Source organism: Bernardetia sp., from assembly GCF_020630935.1.
Lineage (GTDB): Bacteria > Bacteroidota > Bacteroidia > Cytophagales > Bernardetiaceae > Bernardetia.
In genome coordinates, this window is the sequence record NZ_JAHDIG010000050.1 from 18471 (window position 1) to 36522 (window position 18052).

Sequence of the window (18052 nt, forward strand, 5' to 3'; positions counted from 1 at the left end):
TCCGTTTTTTTTAGTTTTTGGGGGCACTATCTCCCTTGCACGTCCAATACTTTTGTAAACTTCTTTAGTATTTTGAGTACGCTAAAAATAACTAAACTCACAGCAAAAATAACATACCACTCATTAGGCAGACCATACGTATAAGTTTGGAAGTAAAATCGAATACCTATAAAGACAGTAAAGATAAGCATCAAAGCAAAAAAACCATTGTATTCACGTTTCAAAACATTTTTAGTAGAAAACTCTAAGTTTGCACCATTGAAGTTTGAAAAACGAGGAATAAAAGGAGGAACGTTTTCTGCCCAATCTAAATATTGTTGTCCGAACTTGTTGCGTAAAAAATACTCTTCTGCATACATAATTCGCTCATAATACAGCCAATACGCCAATACAAAACACGTAATAAACCAAAAATTAGCTGTTAGCATTGCTACTCCTAGCCACATCAAAAAATTTCCTACATAAAGAGGATGTCTAACGATAGAATAAATTCCACTTGTATTCAGAGAATCAGCTACTTGTTTTTTTGTATTTCTACCTGAAGTTCCCTTTGGCGTATGCCCAACTGTGTAAGCACGAACAAACTGCCCCAACAAACCAACAGCCAAACACACATATTCGTAATACGGAAACCACTCTGGAAATGCATTATGGTAGGCTTGCCACGCATAGATTCCCAACGCCAAAAACACAAAAGGAATAGGAAGTGTACCTCTGTGTTTGAATAAAAAGTTACCTTCTTTGTCTAGTTCTTCAATTAATGCCATTTTATCTATTTAAAATTTATGAGAAAATGTTCTGATTTTTTCGTGGTGCAAAGGTACGCTATTTTATCTAGCTCGTAAAGTATTGTTTTTTAAAAAATGTTTTTCTTTTTGTAGGTCAATTCTAAACTCTACTTCTATTTTTTCTAAATCACTCACTAATTTTTGCAAAAATTTCTGATGACTTTCTCTATTCGGAAAAAATGGCTTATGAGCAAGTGCTGCACTTATTTTTTTCCATTTTTTGAGGAAACTTTGTGTTTGGCTATCAAAACAACTTTCTGAAAATTTCTGCCAAATATATTCTATTGCTTGGCTGTTGGGATGAAGCAAATCTGATTCATAAAAACGATAATCACGCAAATCATCTAAAACAAGTTCATACGACGGAAAATAAACCACATTTTCAAATTTTTCTGATGCAAAATGCGCCAAAACTCGCAAAATAGACTTACTAACACTATTTTCTACCAAACCTTCTTTCAAATGTCTTACAGGACTGACTGTAATGATAATCTGTTTTTTCTCTCCAAAAGTACTTAGTTTTCTGATGAGACTTTCCAGTTTTGATTTTGCTAGTTCTAAATCAATAAGTTTCTTTTCAAACAGGTTTTTAGACTGTTTATGACAATTTGAGATTGGTATTTTTTCATTTTCTTTGAGCAAATCGTATATAAAAGCTGTTCCAAAAGTTAGAATAATGGTATTTGATATTTCTAAAAACTGGTAAGTTTGTTGAGCTATTTCTTTTATCTTATTTCTTAACTCGTCTTTATCTTGACTAGCAATTCTTGAATGCAAATGATAATTGTACCATACTTCATCGTACAGAACATAATATTCTTCTAATTTTCCCTCAAAATAATTTCCTGTTCTGTCTTCCAAAATCCATTCTAAAAGCTGAACCACAGACAAAGGATTAAAAATAACTCCATAAGGGTTAATGAGTGTTTCGAATTTATTTTCTGTGAGTTTTTGTCCAATGTTTTCTGAAAAACAAGAACCTATTAAAAAAATATTGCTAGAAAGTGTAAGTTTATTTTCTAATGGTAATGGTGTGATTTCAGTTCTGAATTTCATCTTTTTGAAATAAATAAAGTTGATTTTAGACTTTGGTTTGACTTATTTTGTAGTAAAATAACAAAAACAAAACTATGAAATATTTAATTGTCGGACTGGGAAATATTGGTTCGAAATATGAAAATACTCGTCATAATGTCGGCTTTATGGCTGTCGATAAGATAGCAGCGTCAAAAGGAGCAAGTTTTGAAACTGGACGTTATGCAGATATAGCTCTTATAAAGCATAAAGGAAGAAGCATTTATCTCATAAAACCTTCAACCTATATGAATTTGAGTGGAAAAGCTGTTCGCCATTGGCTTACCGAGCTTAAAATTGAAATTGAAAACTGTCTAGTGATTGTAGATGATTTGGCTTTGCCTTTAGAAACTTTGCGTATGCGAAAAAAAGGTTCTGATGCAGGACACAACGGACTAAAAAATATTCAAGACTTACTACAAACTCAAAAATATCCTCGTTTACGTGTCGGAATTGGAGATGATTTTTCGAAAGGAAAACAGATTGATTTTGTATTAGGAGAATTTAATGAGAATGAAAAAGCTGCCCTTCCATCTATTTTAGAAAAAATAGAAGAAATGACACTTTCATTTTGTACTATCGGAATTGATAGAACGATGAACCAATATAATTCATAGCTGATACCCAAAAAATCACATCTGACCTAAGTAGAAAATAAGGTCGGTCTCTTTAGAGCAGATTATAAATAACTGTTATTTTTCTATTTTTAGTCAAACTTTTGGTATAAAAAAACGGATTCAAAATAAGTTTTTGAATCCGTTTTTTTAAACAGTTTAAAAGTAGGACAATTTTTTATGCCACTTTCAAACTACGCATCACTTCTGATTTTGTAAATTGTTCTTTAGCATAATCTTTTGTGATGACAAGGTTTGTCAGCTCTGGATTTGAAGGAACTTCATACATGGCATCTAAAACAATAGATTCACAAATAGAACGCAACCCTCTTGCTCCCAAACCAGACTCCATTGCTTGTTCTACAATATAGTCTAGTGCCTCATCTTCAAACGACAAATTTACATTTTCCATCTTGAAGAGTTTTTGATACTGCTTCGTAATAGCATTTCTTGGTTCGGTCAAGATACTTCTCAATGCTGTTTTATCTAATGGATTAAGATGAGTAACGACTGGCATACGACCAATAAGTTCTGGAATAAGTCCGAACGAGCGCAAATCTTGAGCATTTACGTATTGTAAAATATTTCTCTCATCAATACTTTTACTCCTCTCTTCATTGCTTTCAAAGCCTAAAGCTCTTGTATTGAGGCGTTTAGCAATTCGTTTTTCAATGCCTGCAAAAGCTCCTCCACAGATAAACAAAATATTTTCTGTATTGACAGCCACCATTTTTTGGTCTGGGTGCTTGCGCCCTCCCTGTGGTGGAACATTGACAATACTTCCTTCTAAAAGTTTCAAGAGTGCTTGCTGAACTCCTTCGCCACTCACATCACGAGTAATAGAAGGATTGTCCGACTTACGAGCAATTTTATCAATTTCGTCAATAAAAACGATACCACGCTCAGCAGCATAAACGTCATAATCAGCAGCTTGCAGAAGGCGAGTAAGAATCGTCTCTACATCTTCCCCTACATAACCTGCTTCTGTAATTACGGTAGCATCTGCAATACAAAACGGAACTTGCAAAGCTCTAGCTAGTGTTTTGGCAAGGAGGGTTTTTCCTGTTCCTGTTTGTCCGACCATCAAAATATTTGATTTTTCGATAGTAATTCCGTCGTCCATTTCAGAATGAACTCCCATTGCCTGCCCAGAGCGCATTAATCTTTTGTAATGGTTATACACAGCAACAGAAAGGATTTTTTTAGCTTTTTCTTGTCCGATTACGTACTCATCCAATAGTTTACGCATTTCCATAGGCTTAATCAAATTGAGTTTGACTTTGCCTTTTTTACGTGCTAGTTCTTCTTGCTGTAAAATTTGATTGGCTTGCTCAATACACTGGTTACAGATAGTTACACCACCTGGTCCATCTACCATCAGACTACGAGAACGAGCCGAACCACCACAAAAATTACACGATTTTTCTTTCGCCATACTTTTTTCAATTACGAATTTTTCAATTACGAATTACGAAGTAATCAACGAAGCCAAATATTTATTCAGCGAAGCTAATTACGAGTTATGAGCTGCCAAATCAATAAAAACACAGAATCGGCACAGCATAAAACAGTAATGTTAATTGCAATTCTTTTATAATAGAGAATGAACTAATCAAAGTGGTTATACTCTAATTAGTTCATCTTGATTTTAAATTTTAAGATTATACAAATATCGTATTTTTTTACGACTTTTTTTATCACCTATTTTCTTAGCGATTTTACATGCGTTACGACAGCATCAATTTCTTTCTCATTCAAGACTTTTTCGTAGGCTGGCATATTTCCTTTACCTTCTACGATTTGCTTTTTGGTTTCTTCGTCAGAAAGGGTGCTTGTTTGTAGATTTTTAGCTCCTGAAAGCCCTGCTGCTCCGTCTGCTCCGTGGCAATTTTGGCAGTATTGCTCATAAAGCTGTTTTCCATAAACACTCGTTTCAGTAGTATTATAAACTACATCTTGTGTTTCTGGCTTTTTATAACTTGCCTTTTTCACTTCTGCTAGTCCATAGGCAGCGAAAAGCAAAACCACAGAAAGAATAGCCAACACTTTATTTTTCTTCTTAAACCCAATAACTGCTAAAGGAATAGAAGCAAAAACAGCTACAATTTTTATCAGAAAAAGTGTATTGAAAGGGTCTGCCACAGCTGTCCACATGGCAATTCCAGTTCCTAAGAAGAGAAAACTCAATACCATTTCAAAGATTTTGGCAGGTTTATTTTCTCTCATCTTGTCTAGTTTTTCTTCACTAAAAAGAAGCAAAGCCAGTTTGACGACATAGAGAACTACAAAAAGTAACACCACAAGTTTGTGAGTGTGTGAAAGCCCAGTATAGGCAGCAGTTGGAATAGCGTTTAACATAAGTAATTAATGATAAATGGTTAGTGATTAGTGATAAATGTGTAACTTAATCATTAGCTTCGCTGCTTTAGCAGGTCGTAATTGATTTACACAGCTACATCATTCTGACGTAGAGCTTCATTGAGCGATGTTTTAAGGTCTGTGCTTGCGCTGCGTTGTCCGATAATCAAGGCACAAGGTACATTATATTTTCCTGCTGGGAACTTTTTAGTATAACTTCCCGGAATTACAACCGAACGAGGAGGAACATAGCCACGATACGTAACAGGCTCTTGCTTCGTAACATCAATAATTTTTGAGCTTCCTGTAATGGTTACATTTGCACCCAAAACAGCCTCTTTACCCACTCTAACACCCTCTACCAAAATACAACGAGAACCAATAAAAGCACCGTCCTCAATAATTACTGGAGCAGCTTGTACAGGCTCTAAAACACCTCCTACACCAACACCACCACTCAAATGAACGTGTTTTCCAATTTGAGCGCAGCTTCCAACCGTTGCCCACGTATCTACCATCGTTCCACTATCTACATACGCACCGATATTGACATACGAAGGCATCATCACAACGTCTTTATTGATGAAAGCTCCGTGACGTGCAATAGCGTGAGGAACAACACGAACACCTAGTTCTGCATAATTTTTCTTGAGAGGAATTTTGTCGTGAAACTCAAAAGGAGGACATTCAATCGTTTCCATCTTGCGAAGAGGAAAATATAAGATTACAGCTTTTTTTATCCATTCGTGAACAGTCCATTCAGAAGTTGCGTTGTCGCTTTGGTTTGCATTTGGTTCTGCCACTCTCAAAACACCTTTATCCAAATCTTCAACAGTTTGAAAAACGGCTTCTTGTACTACCGTATTTTGTAAAAGAGTTCTGTCTTGCCAAGCTGCCTCTATGAGTTTGATACGTTCTTGCATTTTTTTATGTTTAGGGAAGTTGTAAAGTTTTAATTTGTAGCTAACCACTAGAGATAACATTTGTTTCTCTAAAAAGCCCATTTAGACAAATGTACAAAGCCACGAAAAAATTGGCAATGTTTTGATGATGTAGTTTTGTTTTTTTATGAAGTGGGGATAGTTTTAAAGTGGCAAAACTCTTATGGTTTGTTTGAGAATAGCTGTTCTATCTACTCTGATTTTTTGCCCTTGTTCAAAAGTATTATAATCTTTCTCTAGTACAGTAATTCTTGTCTCTCTGATAAATAAATAATAAGTTGCACCTTCATTATAAACTACTTCTTTATGGTCTATATAACCTATAATTACCCACTTATAGCCTATAAGAATTTCTACTTTGATAATAATAAATATTATAATCAATACAACACCTACCAAAACTAACATACCTAAGTCTAGCCAGTACCATCTATGATAATGGTCAAAATAATTCTCTCTGAAATAATAAATATAACTCCCACAAAGCATCAAGATTATCAGAATAATGGATAAGAGAGGTAAGCTAAACAGTTTTCTTCCTTTCTTCAATATTGCCTTATCCTCTTTTGTCAGTTTTTCTTTTTTCATAACGCTGTAATTCTGATGATACGTTTTGATAGTGCTGTTTGCTCCACTTTTATTCTCTGTCCTACTTTATACTTTTTATAATCTTCTTCTGAAATGATAACAGTTTCATCATTTATTTTGAAAAACCAGTACTTACTTTCTGTATCAGCATATTTATCTTTCTCTTTAATTTTACCAATCAGAACCCATTTATAATGCTGCCATTCTTCTAGTGAGTAATATATCCAGCCAAATAATTTAACAATACCAACAAATGATAATAAAAGAACGCTTTCAAACGTGTATTTTTCATCTGCAAAATATTCTTGATATATCCACCAACAAATACTACCTAGCACCAAAACAGATAAATATGTAGAAAACATTTTTTTGCTTCTACCTCTCAATATTTTTCTATCTTCTAATGTTAGATATTCTTTTTTCATTCAGAATGAAAATTCATTTTCTTAGTTTTCATATTCAACAAAACTGTATCTTTTCTACCTGTTCCAACTATAAAAATACATTGAAAAATGCTGTCATTAAGCCTATTTTGATAGCCTTTTGTGTAATAAGGACGAGTATTTAAGAAACTATGTTGTATTTCATTTCCACCATTATCTATTTCAAATAACTGAACAGAACTATTGGTAGTAGCATTTCCATTCACGGAAACAATAATATAACTCTGAGTTTTATAAGATAAGTCAAACAATTTGATTTTCTGAGATTCATCAAATAGAGAGAACGAAGCAAGAAAATATATTGCTCCAAAAAACAATAGGATACAAGCAAAAAGTACCCAACTAAATATTTTCATTGACTTTATAGTTTTATGTAACCATCAACGAGCTTGAAAGCGTTGTTGAGGAAAAAAGTAATCTTCTAAATCCTATTCCTAACTTCTTTCCAAATCGTTGGTAGCCACCCCACCACAGGAACATACATCAACAACACTTCTGGATTTTCTGTAACCAACTCAACGGTTTCTTGCAAAACGTCAAGTACATCTTTTTCTTCTTCTAGCTGTTCTTCTAGTTCGCTGGTTTGGGCAATTTCTTGAGCTTGAATTACTTTCTGCTCTAATGAGGGAGGAATATTTGAAAAATTATTTAGCTCAAAAAGGCGTTTGTTGAACTGTTTTTCGTGGTCTATGAAGCGAAATGCCCACGTAAAAGGTAAGTATTCTGGTAATTTTTTCCACTTCCAAAGTGCTGTTAGAAAAAACTCTTTCCAGTTGTACGGACTTTCTCCATATTGCTCTACAGCTTCGTTGAGTTCTCGCTGCATAATGGCGTGAATGGCATCACGAAGTGCATAAATTTCTTCTTCGGTAGCGTCTTCTACTGGTTTTCCTAAGATTTTGTACGGCTTGATACGTCTGCCACGAACAAAAATAAGTTTTGCAGGTAGCGCAAAATAAAACATCCACGGCTGCAAGGGAATCAAAACGGTCATAAAACCAACAGGCAAAAACGGAATTCCTAGTTTTTGCACTAAATTATCTAAAAACTCTATGCTATAACTAAACGGATTGATGTACTCTGCATTGACGGTAGCAAACGGAATAATATCAGCTTTGTGTTTCAAACTCATTCGCAGCGTTGAAGTAGAAAGACGTTGGAGTTCATATTTTTTATCAAATCCTTTTCCAATTCCTCCCACACCTTCTGGGTAAATCAAAACATTAAAAATGCCTTGTTCCATCATTGTTTCAAAGTTGAGAGAAGTCGCATCTACTCCACCTGCTTTTTTCCAAAAGTTTTCGATGGCAAACGGACTCATCAGATTGCTTTGAGAGAGCATTGGCGCAGTCAGTGGGCGAGCTACTTTGCTCATATCGTAGTTGTGGAGCTTCAAAAGCATCGATGAAAAAATAATAGCGTCCCAAGGAAAAGCCATTCCAGAGTGGTTACTAGCAAAAATCAGAGGCGCATCGTTTTTTCTGTCTGGATAATCTTCTCCCTCAAAACCTACAAATTCAGTTCTAAAATAATATTTGCTGAGTGGTTCTAAAATTCGTTTTATCAAACTAGCTGCATAGCGTGGGTCAAAAGGAGCATTTATTTTGATACCATTGGCTTCAATAATTTTTTTATGGGTTTCTAATTTTTGAGCTAGAGTTTGAGCTTGTCTGTTGATGTGGTCAGACGAAATTCCTGTAACCGTAATATTATCAGAAGGCTTTTGATATTCCATGATATGCAAGTAGTTTTGATTTCTTTTTAAAGACAGAAAAACTATATTTGATTACAAAATACGTAAAAATTTAGGTTCTTTTGAATTATATTCTAATATATTTTACCCTTAGCTTAATAAATAGTTACAAGAATATTCACTCCTTTATTTTCATTATAAAAATTTGACAGCCTGTAAAACTCCTTCTTTACTTCTTCAAATACGAACTCTTCCTCTTCTAGGCTTACGCCTACGTTTGGGTAAATGTCTTTTTCAGAGAGGTCTTTGATTCTAAAACTATCTCTGTAGATGTCAAAATCTATATTTTTTACTTTTTCTACTATCTCTGCTACGTCTTCTTGTGGAGAGAAAGAAATATACTCATCTTCATACAATATAGGAGAAACTCCTACAACAAACTCACTAAGTTTGTTATCTTCTATCGGTTCAGACGCTGAATTTCCTGTCAAGATAAAATGAAGAATATCCCACATTTTATCAATATCAATTCTAGTACAGTCTCCTTTCTTTTGTATTTTCTCCACTTCTTTTAATAGTTTCTGATCTAATAACTTCTCTAATTCTGTTACTTCTTTGTCATCTAAGGCAATATAAACAGCTCTGATTCCCATGTTTTTTAGTGTGAATTTAATTTAATGTTTGTTTACTTCCCTACTTCATCTTAGCTCGTTTTATTAGATAAGGTAACAAAATTCTATCCATCGGCTGACGAATATCTACTTCTACAAAATCGATTTTATATTGTCCACTTTTTAATTTTAAAGCCTGTTCTTTGGCTTTAGTCTGCTGACGATAATATTCTCTGACTTGTGCTGGTTGGAGCTTTATTTTTTCTCCTGTTTCTACATCTGTAAAAATATATGGACGGTCTTCAAAATCAAATTCAGTTTCTGTTTTGGAATCTTTTACATGAAAAAGTAGAACCTCGTGATGGCGATGTTTTAAGTGTTGAAGAGCTGCAAAAAGCTCATCCGTTTCGTTCATATTGTCTAGCATATCACTAAAAATAATCACTAACGAACGTTTGTGTAACCTTTCTGCTATCTCGTGCAAAACTTTAGCTGTGGAAGTTTTCTTTCCAGTAGGAGCAGGAGCATTTAAAAGACGTTGAAACTCTAAAAAAAGTGTATGAATATGCTTTGAAGTTGCTTTTATGGGAGTTTGAAGTTCTAGCTCATCAGAAAATGTTGTTGCACCAATCGCATCACGCTGTTTTTGAAGCATATAAGCAATCGAAGCAGCAGCCATAATAGAAAAGGTAATCTTTCCATTCTCAAATTTTCCTTCTCGTGGGTAGTACATAGAAGGCGAAACATCTATCAAAAGTTGCGCTCTAAGGTTAGTTTCTTCTTCATAACGTTTTACAAAAAGTTTGTCTGTTCGTGCATAGACTTTCCAATCGATATGACGTGTACTTTCGCCTGTGTTGTAGAGGCGATGTTCGGCAAACTCTACTGAAAAACCGTGATAAGGCGACTTATGAAGTCCAGAAATAAATCCTTCTACCACTTGGCGAGCCAAAAATTCTATATTGCCAAATTGGCGAATAGCTTGTATGTCTAATTCTTGCATATTTTTTTCTTTATTTACTGCTGTTCTGAATAAGGCAAGCCTTATTCCTACATTTTATCAAAAATACAAATAACTGTGTAACTTTACCTGACAAGCAATTCCTAAAAAAGCTCAAATTCTATTCAAAACAAAACAGGTTAGAAAATCTATTTTTCCGACCTGTTTTGCTGTATCTCTGAAATATATTTATTCAGTCTCTTGATGTAGCCTGTTAAAAATAGTTTCTAAAGGTACGAGTTCTGTCATCAGAAAACGGAACGTTCCGAAACTATCCAAAAGTTGATAACCATAAGTATATAAAAGCCATTGCCAATAAATTCCTAAACCATTTTGTTTTTTTCCACTTACTTCTGTTCCTCTGTCAATAAAATCGTTCATTAGTCCTTGCATTACAGGTGTAGATTTTGGAGCTAGTGGCTGAAGTTGTTGGTTTCTATATGTTACAAATATTTCTCTTAGTGTTGAGTCTTTTTGATACTCATCTAAGCCTTCAAAACTTTTCTTTGCTGGCTCTACAAATTGTTTTTGCCTTTGAGCAATAGACACAATATGACAAAATGGATTTTGAAGTGCAAAACCTCCTGCTGTAAGCGACCAATAATACCAAGCCTCTGGCAATTTTTCTATGGCTTGTTTCATGGTTGGTATTTTCTCTACCAAAAGATTTTGTAATGCTTGAAGGACTGTCGTATTATCTTTAAAAAGCTGTTTTTCAAAAAGAACAACTGCCTTACTAATTTCCTCAAGGTGCTGATTTCCCAAAGGATAACCAATTCCAAAACTTTTGAGTAAGAAAGAAATATGTGTGTTATAGACGTTACAAAACTCAAAAATAGAACCTGTATTTTCTAATTTTTCAGAAAGTATTTGAGCAAAATTTGAAACTGCACTTTGATTAATTTTCCAGTTTCCATCTTGATGTAGAGAAAGAAACATCCAGTTGGGAAGTGTTATTTCTGTTTGGAGTTCTTTATTTATTTTTTCTATAAAACTATCTTTTTCCTTAGATTCTCCTATTCTGACAATGCCTATTTTTTCTTTGTTGAGTTCTAAACCTGTCATTTTATAGAAATCTGTCAGAGTTTGCCAAGCATTTTGAGCATCCTTTTCCGAATCACAGAAAATATACATATCGTCCATATAACGAAACGTAGCAATACCTTTTTGTGTCCAAAATGCTTTGTCTAAAAGAAGTAAAAGCGTGTCTGCAAGCATAGAGGAAAGCAAGTGAGAAAGTGAAATTCCTCTTTTTGCAGAATATATTTCATCTTTATATGAATAAGGAACTTCCAAATACGTTTTGAAAAAATTTAACCACTTCTGACTAATTCCTACTTCTTCTAAAACAACGAGCAACGTCTGATGAGGAAGTGTTAGGAAATAATTTTTGAGGTCAGTTTGAATAATATATGGAGTAGTAACCTCTTTTAAATCATTACGTCTTGCTTCTGTTATTTTTAGCTGTGCATTTAGTCCTTGAAAGAGTTTGAAATAGGTATCTTCATTACTCACTATACTGACTATATCGCCATCATATCCATTATAAGAATCTTGAAAAGTGATTTGAGAAAAATCAATATGATTAGGAAATTCTTTAAAGGTAATTTCATTTCGAAGAAGTTTATGCCAGTATTTTAGATGGTTGTATTCGGGTTCTTTTCCCCAAAAATCTTTATCTAACATGCTTTCTCTGAAAGCACGACCAAAACGCATTCCTATTATTTCCAACAACAAAGATTCTAAAAGTTGTGTAGATAAATAGGGTCTCCATTTGTGCTTTGTCCAAAGTGCATTGAGCTTAACACCCTGTCCTGCCCACGTCCACGTTTCGAAATTATTGAGCAGAACAGTAATTGTTCCAGCCAGTTCATTGACTAACGATTCTTTTCCTACGATAGCAGAAATTTCTGACTTTAGTTTCGTGTGATGATACGGATGCGCTTTCATATAACGAAGAATATAAGCTGTTTCTTCTTTACTCACAGGCTGCAAGATAGTTTCATCTAAAAATTTCTGATGTCTTTCCCTAACTTTTTCTACATCGTGAGTATGAACTCTTATCCATTCTCTCAATTTCGTTTCATTTTCAAGCTGATGGATTTGCTTGCTTATAAGTTGTAAAAAACCAATTTCAAAGTCTATTTTTTTCTTATTGGTAGAGTTTTGCGTATTCCAAGTATCTTCTAAAGCTCGTCCGAAAACCAAACCTGCTTCTAGTCGTAATTTTCCTTGTTCAATTTCATTTTGAAGGCGACTTATCCAACTTTCCAATAAAGAAATAGAAACCGTATTATTTTCTAACTGTGTTTGCAAAACGGTTAGGTTTTCAACATCTGGATGAAGCTGTTTTTGAGCAAAAGTAATCTTACAAAGACCTTGATAAAGAAGTTGAAATTTTTCTTCTATCTTAGAAGTTTTCTCAACTTGCCTAATAATTGTATTGTACTGTTTATGAAGCTCATGATATTGGCGATTTAGCTCGTCTAATTTAATACGAGTTACTTGTTTGGAGGTGAGAGTTTGCATAGATAAATGTGGGTTGAAATTTCGTTTTAATTATCTATTACAAATATAATTTTGCAGACCTCAACAGATGTGAGAAGTGATTTTTTATCGATATAAAACCCAAAATAATGACAGCATTTAGAAACGATAAAACAGAAAATGTAGAGAATAAAAAAATTGCTATTCTTTCTGTTTTGAAACCTGTCGATGATGTTCGTGCTTACAAAAAAATAGCAAAGTCTGTCGTAGGAAATCATAAAAAGATTACACTCATAGGTTTTGAAGCAAGTAGTTTTTCAAAAAAAAACAATACAGAAAAAAATATTGAATTTATAGAATTATTCAGCCAAATAAATCATGGAAATAGACTGGGATTATGGCGTTTTTTTGCTGGCTTTAGAGTCTTATATCAGCTTTTGAAAATCAAACCTCATACAATTATCGTTTGTGCCGTCGAACTCCTACCATTTACTTTGCTTTACAAATTTTTCTTCAAAACAAAACTCATTTATGACATGCAGGAAAATTATGTTTTCAATATTCTCTATCAAGAAAATTATCCTCGTTTTTTAAAGAAGCCACTGGCTTTTTTGATTAGAAATTTTGAAAAATTCTCATCTCGTTTTATTGATTTGTATTTGTTAGCAGAGCGATGTTATTTGGAAGAAATACCTTTTTTGAAAAAACAGAACTACATTTTTTTAGAAAATAAATTTTTGATAGAAGATGATTCTGATTTTGAAAGAAACTCAATCGTTCCATCTGACTTTCTAACTACAAAAAACATCAAATTTTTACTTTATGGCTCATTTTCAAAAACCTATGGAACAGTAGAAGGCATTTTATTTTTCAAGAAACTGCAAAAAGAATTCTTTAAAAAAGGCATTCAAATTCAGCTTGTTTTGGCTGGGTATTGCTCAGATAAAAACTACTCTAAAAAGATTACGGAACTGATAAAAAATGAACCTTCTATTTCTTTGCTGAATAATTCTGTTTCAACTCCTATTTCTCATAAAATTCTACTTGAAAAAATTCAAAAAACGGATTTTGTTATTTTACCTTATTTATTCAATCGAAGCACACAAAACTGTATTCCAACAAAGTTTTATGAATGTTTAGCTTACCAAAAACCAATGCTTTTTTCTAAAAATGAAAAGTGGAAATTTTTTTTAGAACCTTTACATGCTGGATTTTCAGTTGATTTTGAGAGTCAAAATTTAGAAAATGAAGCTAAAATTGTAGTGAAAAAAATTATAGCTCAACAATTTTACTCAAAGCCTATTGATGAGAGTATTTGGAGGTTTGATAGAAGTAGTTTGAGTGTATGAGGTAAATGAGTACTTTATTTTTAAATACAAAACCATATTATTTTTATAATTTGATTAGAACTTCTTAGATTGTGTTTTATTTTTAATCGCACCTTCGTTTACTTACTCTTTTGGAGCAACAAACAAAATTCAAAATAAATGAATTTCATTTATATAGATGTTATATACAAGTCAAACAAAACAACATAGAAACATTAATTAATGAACAAACCTTATTATCTAACTCTTCTTACATCGCTTTTATTTATTTCAATTTTCACTTTTCCAATTTCAGCTCAAAATAATAATGCAACAGCTCTTATTGCTGGAGAAAAGATTGACAAGACTATTTCTGCATTAGACAAACATACTTATACTGTTGAATTAGAAAACGGAATGGCAGTAATTGGAGAAGTTCTTCAAAAAGAAATAGACCTTGTAATTGATGTATATAGACCCAATGGAAAACTTCTAAAACAAATTGATAGTCCAAACGGAACAAATGGAGTTGAACCTATTGATATCACCTCAGATGAATCGGGAGAATATAAATTGATAGTTCATACTCTAGATAAAAACGTAAAAAAAGGAATGTACACTTTGACTATTAAAAAAATATTAAGTTTATCAGACAATACAAAGCGTATTACAAAAAAAGAACTTCCAACGAAGACGTTATACAACTTATGGGAATCTTCGCTAACTGATGAAAATGCGATAAATTCTTTCATTGCCAAGAAAACAGACAGACATATTATTGAACCGATTGAAGGAAATGATAAAGATATGTTGGTCACATACTTTTGCATACCTAACGATAATACTGAGTATGTAATGTTAAGTGGTGGTCCTGATTTTTTGGGTTTACGTTTTCAGCGATTACCAAACACAAAACTTCATTTTGTAACGCAGAGAGTTCCTAAAGATGCTCGTTTCAACTATGGATTCAATTATTTCAATCTAGATAAAGCAGGTCCAAATGAAGAAATCGAAATCAGAAATGTAGAGCATGCTTATGATGGAACTGTTGAGATGCCAAATGCACCTAAGCAAATCTACATTGGTGAAAGAGAAAATGTAGATAAAGGAAAAGTATTACCAACTTCAATTAAAAGTAAAATTTTAAATGAAGAAAGAAAAATCACAATACATACACCAGCAAATTACAATCCAAAACTAAAACATAATTTAGTAATAATATTTGATGGAGAATCCTATGGAGCAATACCAAATCGTAGGTCAAGAATACCTGCGCCAACCATAATCGATAATCTAATATCAGATAAAGAAATTCCACCTACTGTCACGGTTTTAGTATGGTCAATGGGTAAACGTAATAAAGATTTGATAAGCGAACAATTTGGAGATTTTATTGCAACTGAACTTATTCCTTGGATGCGTTCAAAATATACTATTCATACTACATCAGATAAAGTAATTTTAGCAGGTTCAAGCCGAGGAGGTTTTGCAGCTAGTTTCATTGCATTAAATCATTCTGATGTCATAGGCAATGTTCTTTCACAATCTGGTTCATATTGGATTAAAGGTACAAATAACGAAAACCATTGGATTTATCCTGAAGATAATGGTAAACTCATTAATGCATATATGGACAGTGAAAGATTACCCATAAAATTCTATATGGACATCGGACTATATGATGCAGGAGCTTCTATGCTCGGAATGAATAGACAGTTTCGAGATATTCTTAAAGCAAAAGGATATAATGTGAATTATCAAGAGTTTAAAGGTGGGCACAATTATGTAAATTGGCGTGGAACTCTTTCTAATGGATTAATATCTTTGATTGGATTAAAAACAAAATAAAGACCTGTACATAACAATGGCTATAAGTAATTGCTCTAGTTGGTTAAAACAAGGAGCGTTTATTACATTTATTCTACTCCGTTAAATCGGAAGAACAGAACAAACAAAATCGCAACTACTCATAGCCGAGACCGTTCATGTCCAGTACTCTAAAATACATTACGTTTATACAAATATTGGCAAGCATTAGAATGAAAACTCACTTATTAAGTAATTATCTACTACAATTTTGTTAAATTTGATTTATTTTTTTATAAAACACAATTTATCAATGTTATGCGTTTCATAGCTTCTTTAAATGCTTTTCAAACCCAAGAACTTCGTCGTTATTTATCTAGTACAGATGTTAAGCTCTTACCAAGAGAACGCAAACGTTTTAGTGCTATTTATTTAAGTTCTTTTCATAAATTGACTATACAGGAACTTAATTATATCAGTACTGATAATTGGACTTTTAGGATCTTGCGACAAACCCCTAAGGGAATTTCAACTTGACAATGATATTCAACATAAGACATTGAAACTGTTTACTGACTCTACATTTATTGAAGAAATTACAGAAATCGAAGACTCATATCAGTATTTGGGTACTTGGACAGGTTCACTTAAAGAAGGCGATACCTTCAAAACAATTACAACAAAAAAGGGAAGTCAAATATTGAACCTAACACCAAAACATAAATACCGAATAGTAAATGGGCAACCTCTTGAAATAGAAACCTTGAGAGAAAGTCAAAAAAGTGTAAGTTTCCAATCAATATCCTCAAACTATTCAGAAGAATTTCAAAACCATTTACAGGAGAGCAACCTAATCCTTAAAGCTGATACAATACTTTTTCCAGACTCTTCGATTGTGCTTATTCCTAAATACATCACAAATGACCAAGAGGTAATATTTAAATCAGAAAGTGGAAACTTAATTACCATCCAACAAATAAACTATACTGACATAGAATTTGAAATTCAATATCATGACCAGAACTACAAAGGAAAGGCTTCCTTATCTCCATATTTCTATTTAGGAATGGAAACTGTTGGATTCTCAGAGGGAGAATATGTTATCACTCATTATTACGTAACTGAAACTAACAACTCTTGCCTTGACTTTATTGGTCTTGGAAATCAAAATATTGCTAAAGAAAATTCTGAAAATGTTTATGCCTTAGTTTCTGTATCAGATGATACTTGTAAAGATGAACTAAACGAACTGACTAATAAAAAATTAAATACGATTACCAAAAAAACCTATAAGCAATAGCACCATGTGAGAAACTACTGCACACAGCCAAAACGTCAATAGTAAGTAATAGTATTGTGACACTGACAGACAAGATAAAATTTTATATACAGCCTATTGATGAGAGTATTTGGAAGTTTGATAGAAATATAACCAACGAAATGATTTGAATTTTGTATCTTCTAAACTTCAAGTCATACAAACTATCTTCTTTAATCTTCGTCAACGACCTAAGTAGGAAAGATTAAGGCAATTTCCAAATACAGGAAATTACCTTTTTTTGATTCCAAAAAATATTTATCTGTTTTATACCTAGCAAGTTTGGGACTGCCCATTATTGATAAATAAAACTTACAATTTTTCCATTTTCCCAAGTAATTTCGCTATTAGATGGAAAAAGTCCTTCTGTGTTGGTAAGATACTTTTTTCCATTAGGAAAAACATACTTTATAGTCATATTTTCTGTGAGTGGGCTCATAACCATTGACCCATCTTTCGTCTGTGCAATATCAAGAACTTTTCCTTCTACATAAGGTTCTAGTGGAGTAAGTAAGTTTACAGATTTTTCATACTTACTCACTAACTCTTTCATTTCTGGAATAATTTCTCTATCATTTTCAATACCTAGATTTGTTTTGCTTACTTGATATACATCACTAGAAGGTGTAGTAATATAGAATTCAATGTCTTGCTTTTCGTCTATTAAAAAATAAGCATCATTAAACCCTTCTCCTAAATCATGAGAAAAATCTAGTCCTAGTCGCATATCATCAACTCTCTTCAAGTCTTCACCATTCGACTTTGCTTTAATAAAAACCATTTCATTATCTGGATTGGATAATTCGAAATAAACGTATTTCTTACCTTCTGGAGCTAAAATACTTACCTTCTGCTCGTCATTGGAGAGAAGAGTAGTAGCTTTTATTTTTTCTATTTTAAGTTTTTTTCCATCTACATCAAACTCTTTTCCTAGCTCTATATTGACTGGTTCACTAGAACTACAACTTGTTAAGTAATTATCTACTACAATTTTGTTAAATTTGATTTATTTTTTCATAAAACA

Annotated in this window: 18 protein-coding genes; 5 read left to right on the forward strand and 13 right to left on the reverse strand. The window is 33.0% G+C overall.

Translation table 11 applies throughout. From position 1 onward, the window contains the following. Positions 1 to 26 precede the first annotated feature (26 nt). Both QZ659_RS13975 and QZ659_RS13980 read right to left on the reverse strand, forming a co-directional pair. Entirely contained in the window at positions 27 to 767 is a 741-nt protein-coding gene (locus QZ659_RS13975) for a methyltransferase family protein (RefSeq protein WP_291726448.1), read from the reverse strand. A gap of 63 nt (positions 768 to 830) precedes the next feature. Beyond that, a complete protein-coding gene (locus QZ659_RS13980; RefSeq protein ID WP_291726449.1) occupies positions 831 to 1844 on the reverse strand; it encodes a GSCFA domain-containing protein in 1014 nt (337 codons plus the stop codon). Positions 1845 to 1918: 74 nt separating this feature from the next. Here QZ659_RS13980 and pth point away from each other — a divergent pair, with 74 nt between their 5' ends. Then, on the forward strand, positions 1919 to 2479 hold the full coding sequence (gene pth, locus QZ659_RS13985) for an aminoacyl-tRNA hydrolase (protein WP_291726450.1): 561 nt from the start codon (positions 1919 to 1921) through the stop codon (positions 2477 to 2479). 175 nt (positions 2480 to 2654) lie between these two features. Here pth and clpX read toward each other — a convergent pair whose 3' ends face one another. The 10 genes from clpX to QZ659_RS14035 form a co-directional block, all read right to left on the reverse strand. Continuing rightward, positions 2655 to 3911 (reverse strand): ATP-dependent Clp protease ATP-binding subunit ClpX, encoded by a 1257-nt coding sequence (gene clpX / locus QZ659_RS13990; protein WP_291726451.1) that lies wholly within the window; start codon positions 3909 to 3911, stop codon positions 2655 to 2657. A gap of 266 nt (positions 3912 to 4177) precedes the next feature. Further along, a complete protein-coding gene (locus tag QZ659_RS13995) occupies positions 4178 to 4834 on the reverse strand; it encodes a c-type cytochrome (RefSeq protein WP_291726452.1) in 657 nt (218 codons plus the stop codon). Between the two features lie 86 nt (positions 4835 to 4920). Continuing rightward, positions 4921 to 5757 carry a 2,3,4,5-tetrahydropyridine-2,6-dicarboxylate N-succinyltransferase gene (locus QZ659_RS14000; protein WP_291726453.1) on the reverse strand — a complete coding sequence of 279 codons (837 nt, stop codon included), beginning with the start codon at positions 5755 to 5757 and terminating at the stop codon, positions 4921 to 4923. Between the two features lie 162 nt (positions 5758 to 5919). Beyond that, the gene (locus tag QZ659_RS14005) at positions 5920 to 6363 is read right to left on the reverse strand and encodes a hypothetical protein (protein ID WP_291726454.1); all 444 of its coding nucleotides are present in this window, start codon (positions 6361 to 6363) and stop codon (positions 5920 to 5922) included. Next, positions 6360 to 6788 (reverse strand): hypothetical protein, encoded by a 429-nt coding sequence (locus QZ659_RS14010; protein WP_291726455.1) that lies wholly within the window; start codon positions 6786 to 6788, stop codon positions 6360 to 6362. The genes QZ659_RS14005 and QZ659_RS14010 overlap by 4 nt, the downstream gene beginning before the upstream one ends. After that, positions 6785 to 7162, reverse strand: coding sequence for a hypothetical protein (locus tag QZ659_RS14015; protein ID WP_291726456.1), 378 nt, complete (start codon positions 7160 to 7162; stop codon positions 6785 to 6787). Before QZ659_RS14015 ends, QZ659_RS14010 begins: the two co-directional genes overlap by 4 nt. 65 nt (positions 7163 to 7227) lie before the next feature. Continuing rightward, on the reverse strand, positions 7228 to 8541 hold the full coding sequence (locus tag QZ659_RS14020; protein ID WP_291726457.1) for a glycerol acyltransferase: 1314 nt from the start codon (positions 8539 to 8541) through the stop codon (positions 7228 to 7230). A gap of 113 nt (positions 8542 to 8654) precedes the next feature. After that, on the reverse strand, positions 8655 to 9152 hold the full coding sequence (locus QZ659_RS14025; RefSeq protein WP_291726458.1) for a DUF1877 family protein: 498 nt from the start codon (positions 9150 to 9152) through the stop codon (positions 8655 to 8657). A gap of 40 nt (positions 9153 to 9192) precedes the next feature. Continuing rightward, positions 9193 to 10113, reverse strand: a complete 921-nt coding sequence (locus tag QZ659_RS14030) for a DUF58 domain-containing protein (protein WP_291726459.1) — start codon at positions 10111 to 10113, stop codon at positions 9193 to 9195. 186 nt (positions 10114 to 10299) lie between these two features. Then, positions 10300 to 12639 carry a reverse transcriptase domain-containing protein gene (locus QZ659_RS14035; RefSeq protein ID WP_291726460.1) on the reverse strand — a complete coding sequence of 780 codons (2340 nt, stop codon included), beginning with the start codon at positions 12637 to 12639 and terminating at the stop codon, positions 10300 to 10302. Between the two features lie 107 nt (positions 12640 to 12746). Here QZ659_RS14035 and QZ659_RS14040 point away from each other — a divergent pair, with 107 nt between their 5' ends. From QZ659_RS14040 to QZ659_RS14055, 4 genes are all read left to right on the forward strand, one after another. Next, positions 12747 to 13946: a hypothetical protein gene (locus tag QZ659_RS14040; RefSeq protein ID WP_291726462.1), complete on the forward strand. Its 1200-nt coding sequence runs from the start codon at positions 12747 to 12749 to the stop codon at positions 13944 to 13946. A 201-nt stretch (positions 13947 to 14147) separates the two neighbouring features. Then, positions 14148 to 15752: an alpha/beta hydrolase gene (locus tag QZ659_RS14045; protein ID WP_291726463.1), complete on the forward strand. Its 1605-nt coding sequence runs from the start codon at positions 14148 to 14150 to the stop codon at positions 15750 to 15752. A gap of 276 nt (positions 15753 to 16028) precedes the next feature. Next, positions 16029 to 16247 carry a hypothetical protein gene (locus tag QZ659_RS14050; RefSeq protein WP_291726465.1) on the forward strand — a complete coding sequence of 73 codons (219 nt, stop codon included), beginning with the start codon at positions 16029 to 16031 and terminating at the stop codon, positions 16245 to 16247. A gap of 22 nt (positions 16248 to 16269) precedes the next feature. Then, positions 16270 to 17010, forward strand: coding sequence for a hypothetical protein (locus QZ659_RS14055; RefSeq protein WP_291726467.1), 741 nt, complete (start codon positions 16270 to 16272; stop codon positions 17008 to 17010). 313 nt (positions 17011 to 17323) lie between these two features. Here QZ659_RS14055 and QZ659_RS14060 read toward each other — a convergent pair whose 3' ends face one another. Then, positions 17324 to 17809: a hypothetical protein gene (locus tag QZ659_RS14060; protein WP_291726469.1), complete on the reverse strand. Its 486-nt coding sequence runs from the start codon at positions 17807 to 17809 to the stop codon at positions 17324 to 17326. Between the last annotated feature and the right edge of the window lie 243 nt (positions 17810 to 18052).

What these genes read in the sequence shown, in the direction of transcription:
- QZ659_RS14000 (WP_291726453.1), bottom strand. Translation starts at nt 5,757, where the DNA reads ATGCAAGAACGTATCAAACTCATAGAGGCAGCTTGGCAAGACAGAACT.
- QZ659_RS14025 (WP_291726458.1), bottom strand. Translation starts at nt 9,152, where the DNA reads ATGGGAATCAGAGCTGTTTATATTGCCTTAGATGACAAAGAAGTAACA.
- QZ659_RS14035 (WP_291726460.1), bottom strand. Translation starts at nt 12,639, where the DNA reads ATGCAAACTCTCACCTCCAAACAAGTAACTCGTATTAAATTAGACGAG.
- QZ659_RS14030 (WP_291726459.1), bottom strand. Translation starts at nt 10,113, where the DNA reads ATGCAAGAATTAGACATACAAGCTATTCGCCAATTTGGCAATATAGAA.
- QZ659_RS14060 (WP_291726469.1), bottom strand. Translation starts at nt 17,809, where the DNA reads ATGGTTTTTATTAAAGCAAAGTCGAATGGTGAAGACTTGAAGAGAGTT.
- QZ659_RS13975 (WP_291726448.1), bottom strand. Translation starts at nt 767, where the DNA reads ATGGCATTAATTGAAGAACTAGACAAAGAAGGTAACTTTTTATTCAAA.
- clpX (WP_291726451.1), bottom strand. Translation starts at nt 3,911, where the DNA reads ATGGCGAAAGAAAAATCGTGTAATTTTTGTGGTGGTTCGGCTCGTTCT.
- QZ659_RS14015 (WP_291726456.1), bottom strand. Translation starts at nt 7,162, where the DNA reads ATGAAAATATTTAGTTGGGTACTTTTTGCTTGTATCCTATTGTTTTTT.
- QZ659_RS13995 (WP_291726452.1), bottom strand. Translation starts at nt 4,834, where the DNA reads ATGTTAAACGCTATTCCAACTGCTGCCTATACTGGGCTTTCACACACT.
- QZ659_RS14045 (WP_291726463.1), top strand. Translation starts at nt 14,148, where the DNA reads ATGAACAAACCTTATTATCTAACTCTTCTTACATCGCTTTTATTTATT.
- QZ659_RS13980 (WP_291726449.1), bottom strand. Translation starts at nt 1,844, where the DNA reads ATGAAATTCAGAACTGAAATCACACCATTACCATTAGAAAATAAACTT.
- QZ659_RS14020 (WP_291726457.1), bottom strand. Translation starts at nt 8,541, where the DNA reads ATGGAATATCAAAAGCCTTCTGATAATATTACGGTTACAGGAATTTCG.
- QZ659_RS14010 (WP_291726455.1), bottom strand. Translation starts at nt 6,788, where the DNA reads ATGAAAAAAGAATATCTAACATTAGAAGATAGAAAAATATTGAGAGGT.
- QZ659_RS14040 (WP_291726462.1), top strand. Translation starts at nt 12,747, where the DNA reads ATGACAGCATTTAGAAACGATAAAACAGAAAATGTAGAGAATAAAAAA.
- pth (WP_291726450.1), top strand. Translation starts at nt 1,919, where the DNA reads ATGAAATATTTAATTGTCGGACTGGGAAATATTGGTTCGAAATATGAA.
- QZ659_RS14005 (WP_291726454.1), bottom strand. Translation starts at nt 6,363, where the DNA reads ATGAAAAAAGAAAAACTGACAAAAGAGGATAAGGCAATATTGAAGAAA.
- QZ659_RS14050 (WP_291726465.1), top strand. Translation starts at nt 16,029, where the DNA reads ATGCGTTTCATAGCTTCTTTAAATGCTTTTCAAACCCAAGAACTTCGT.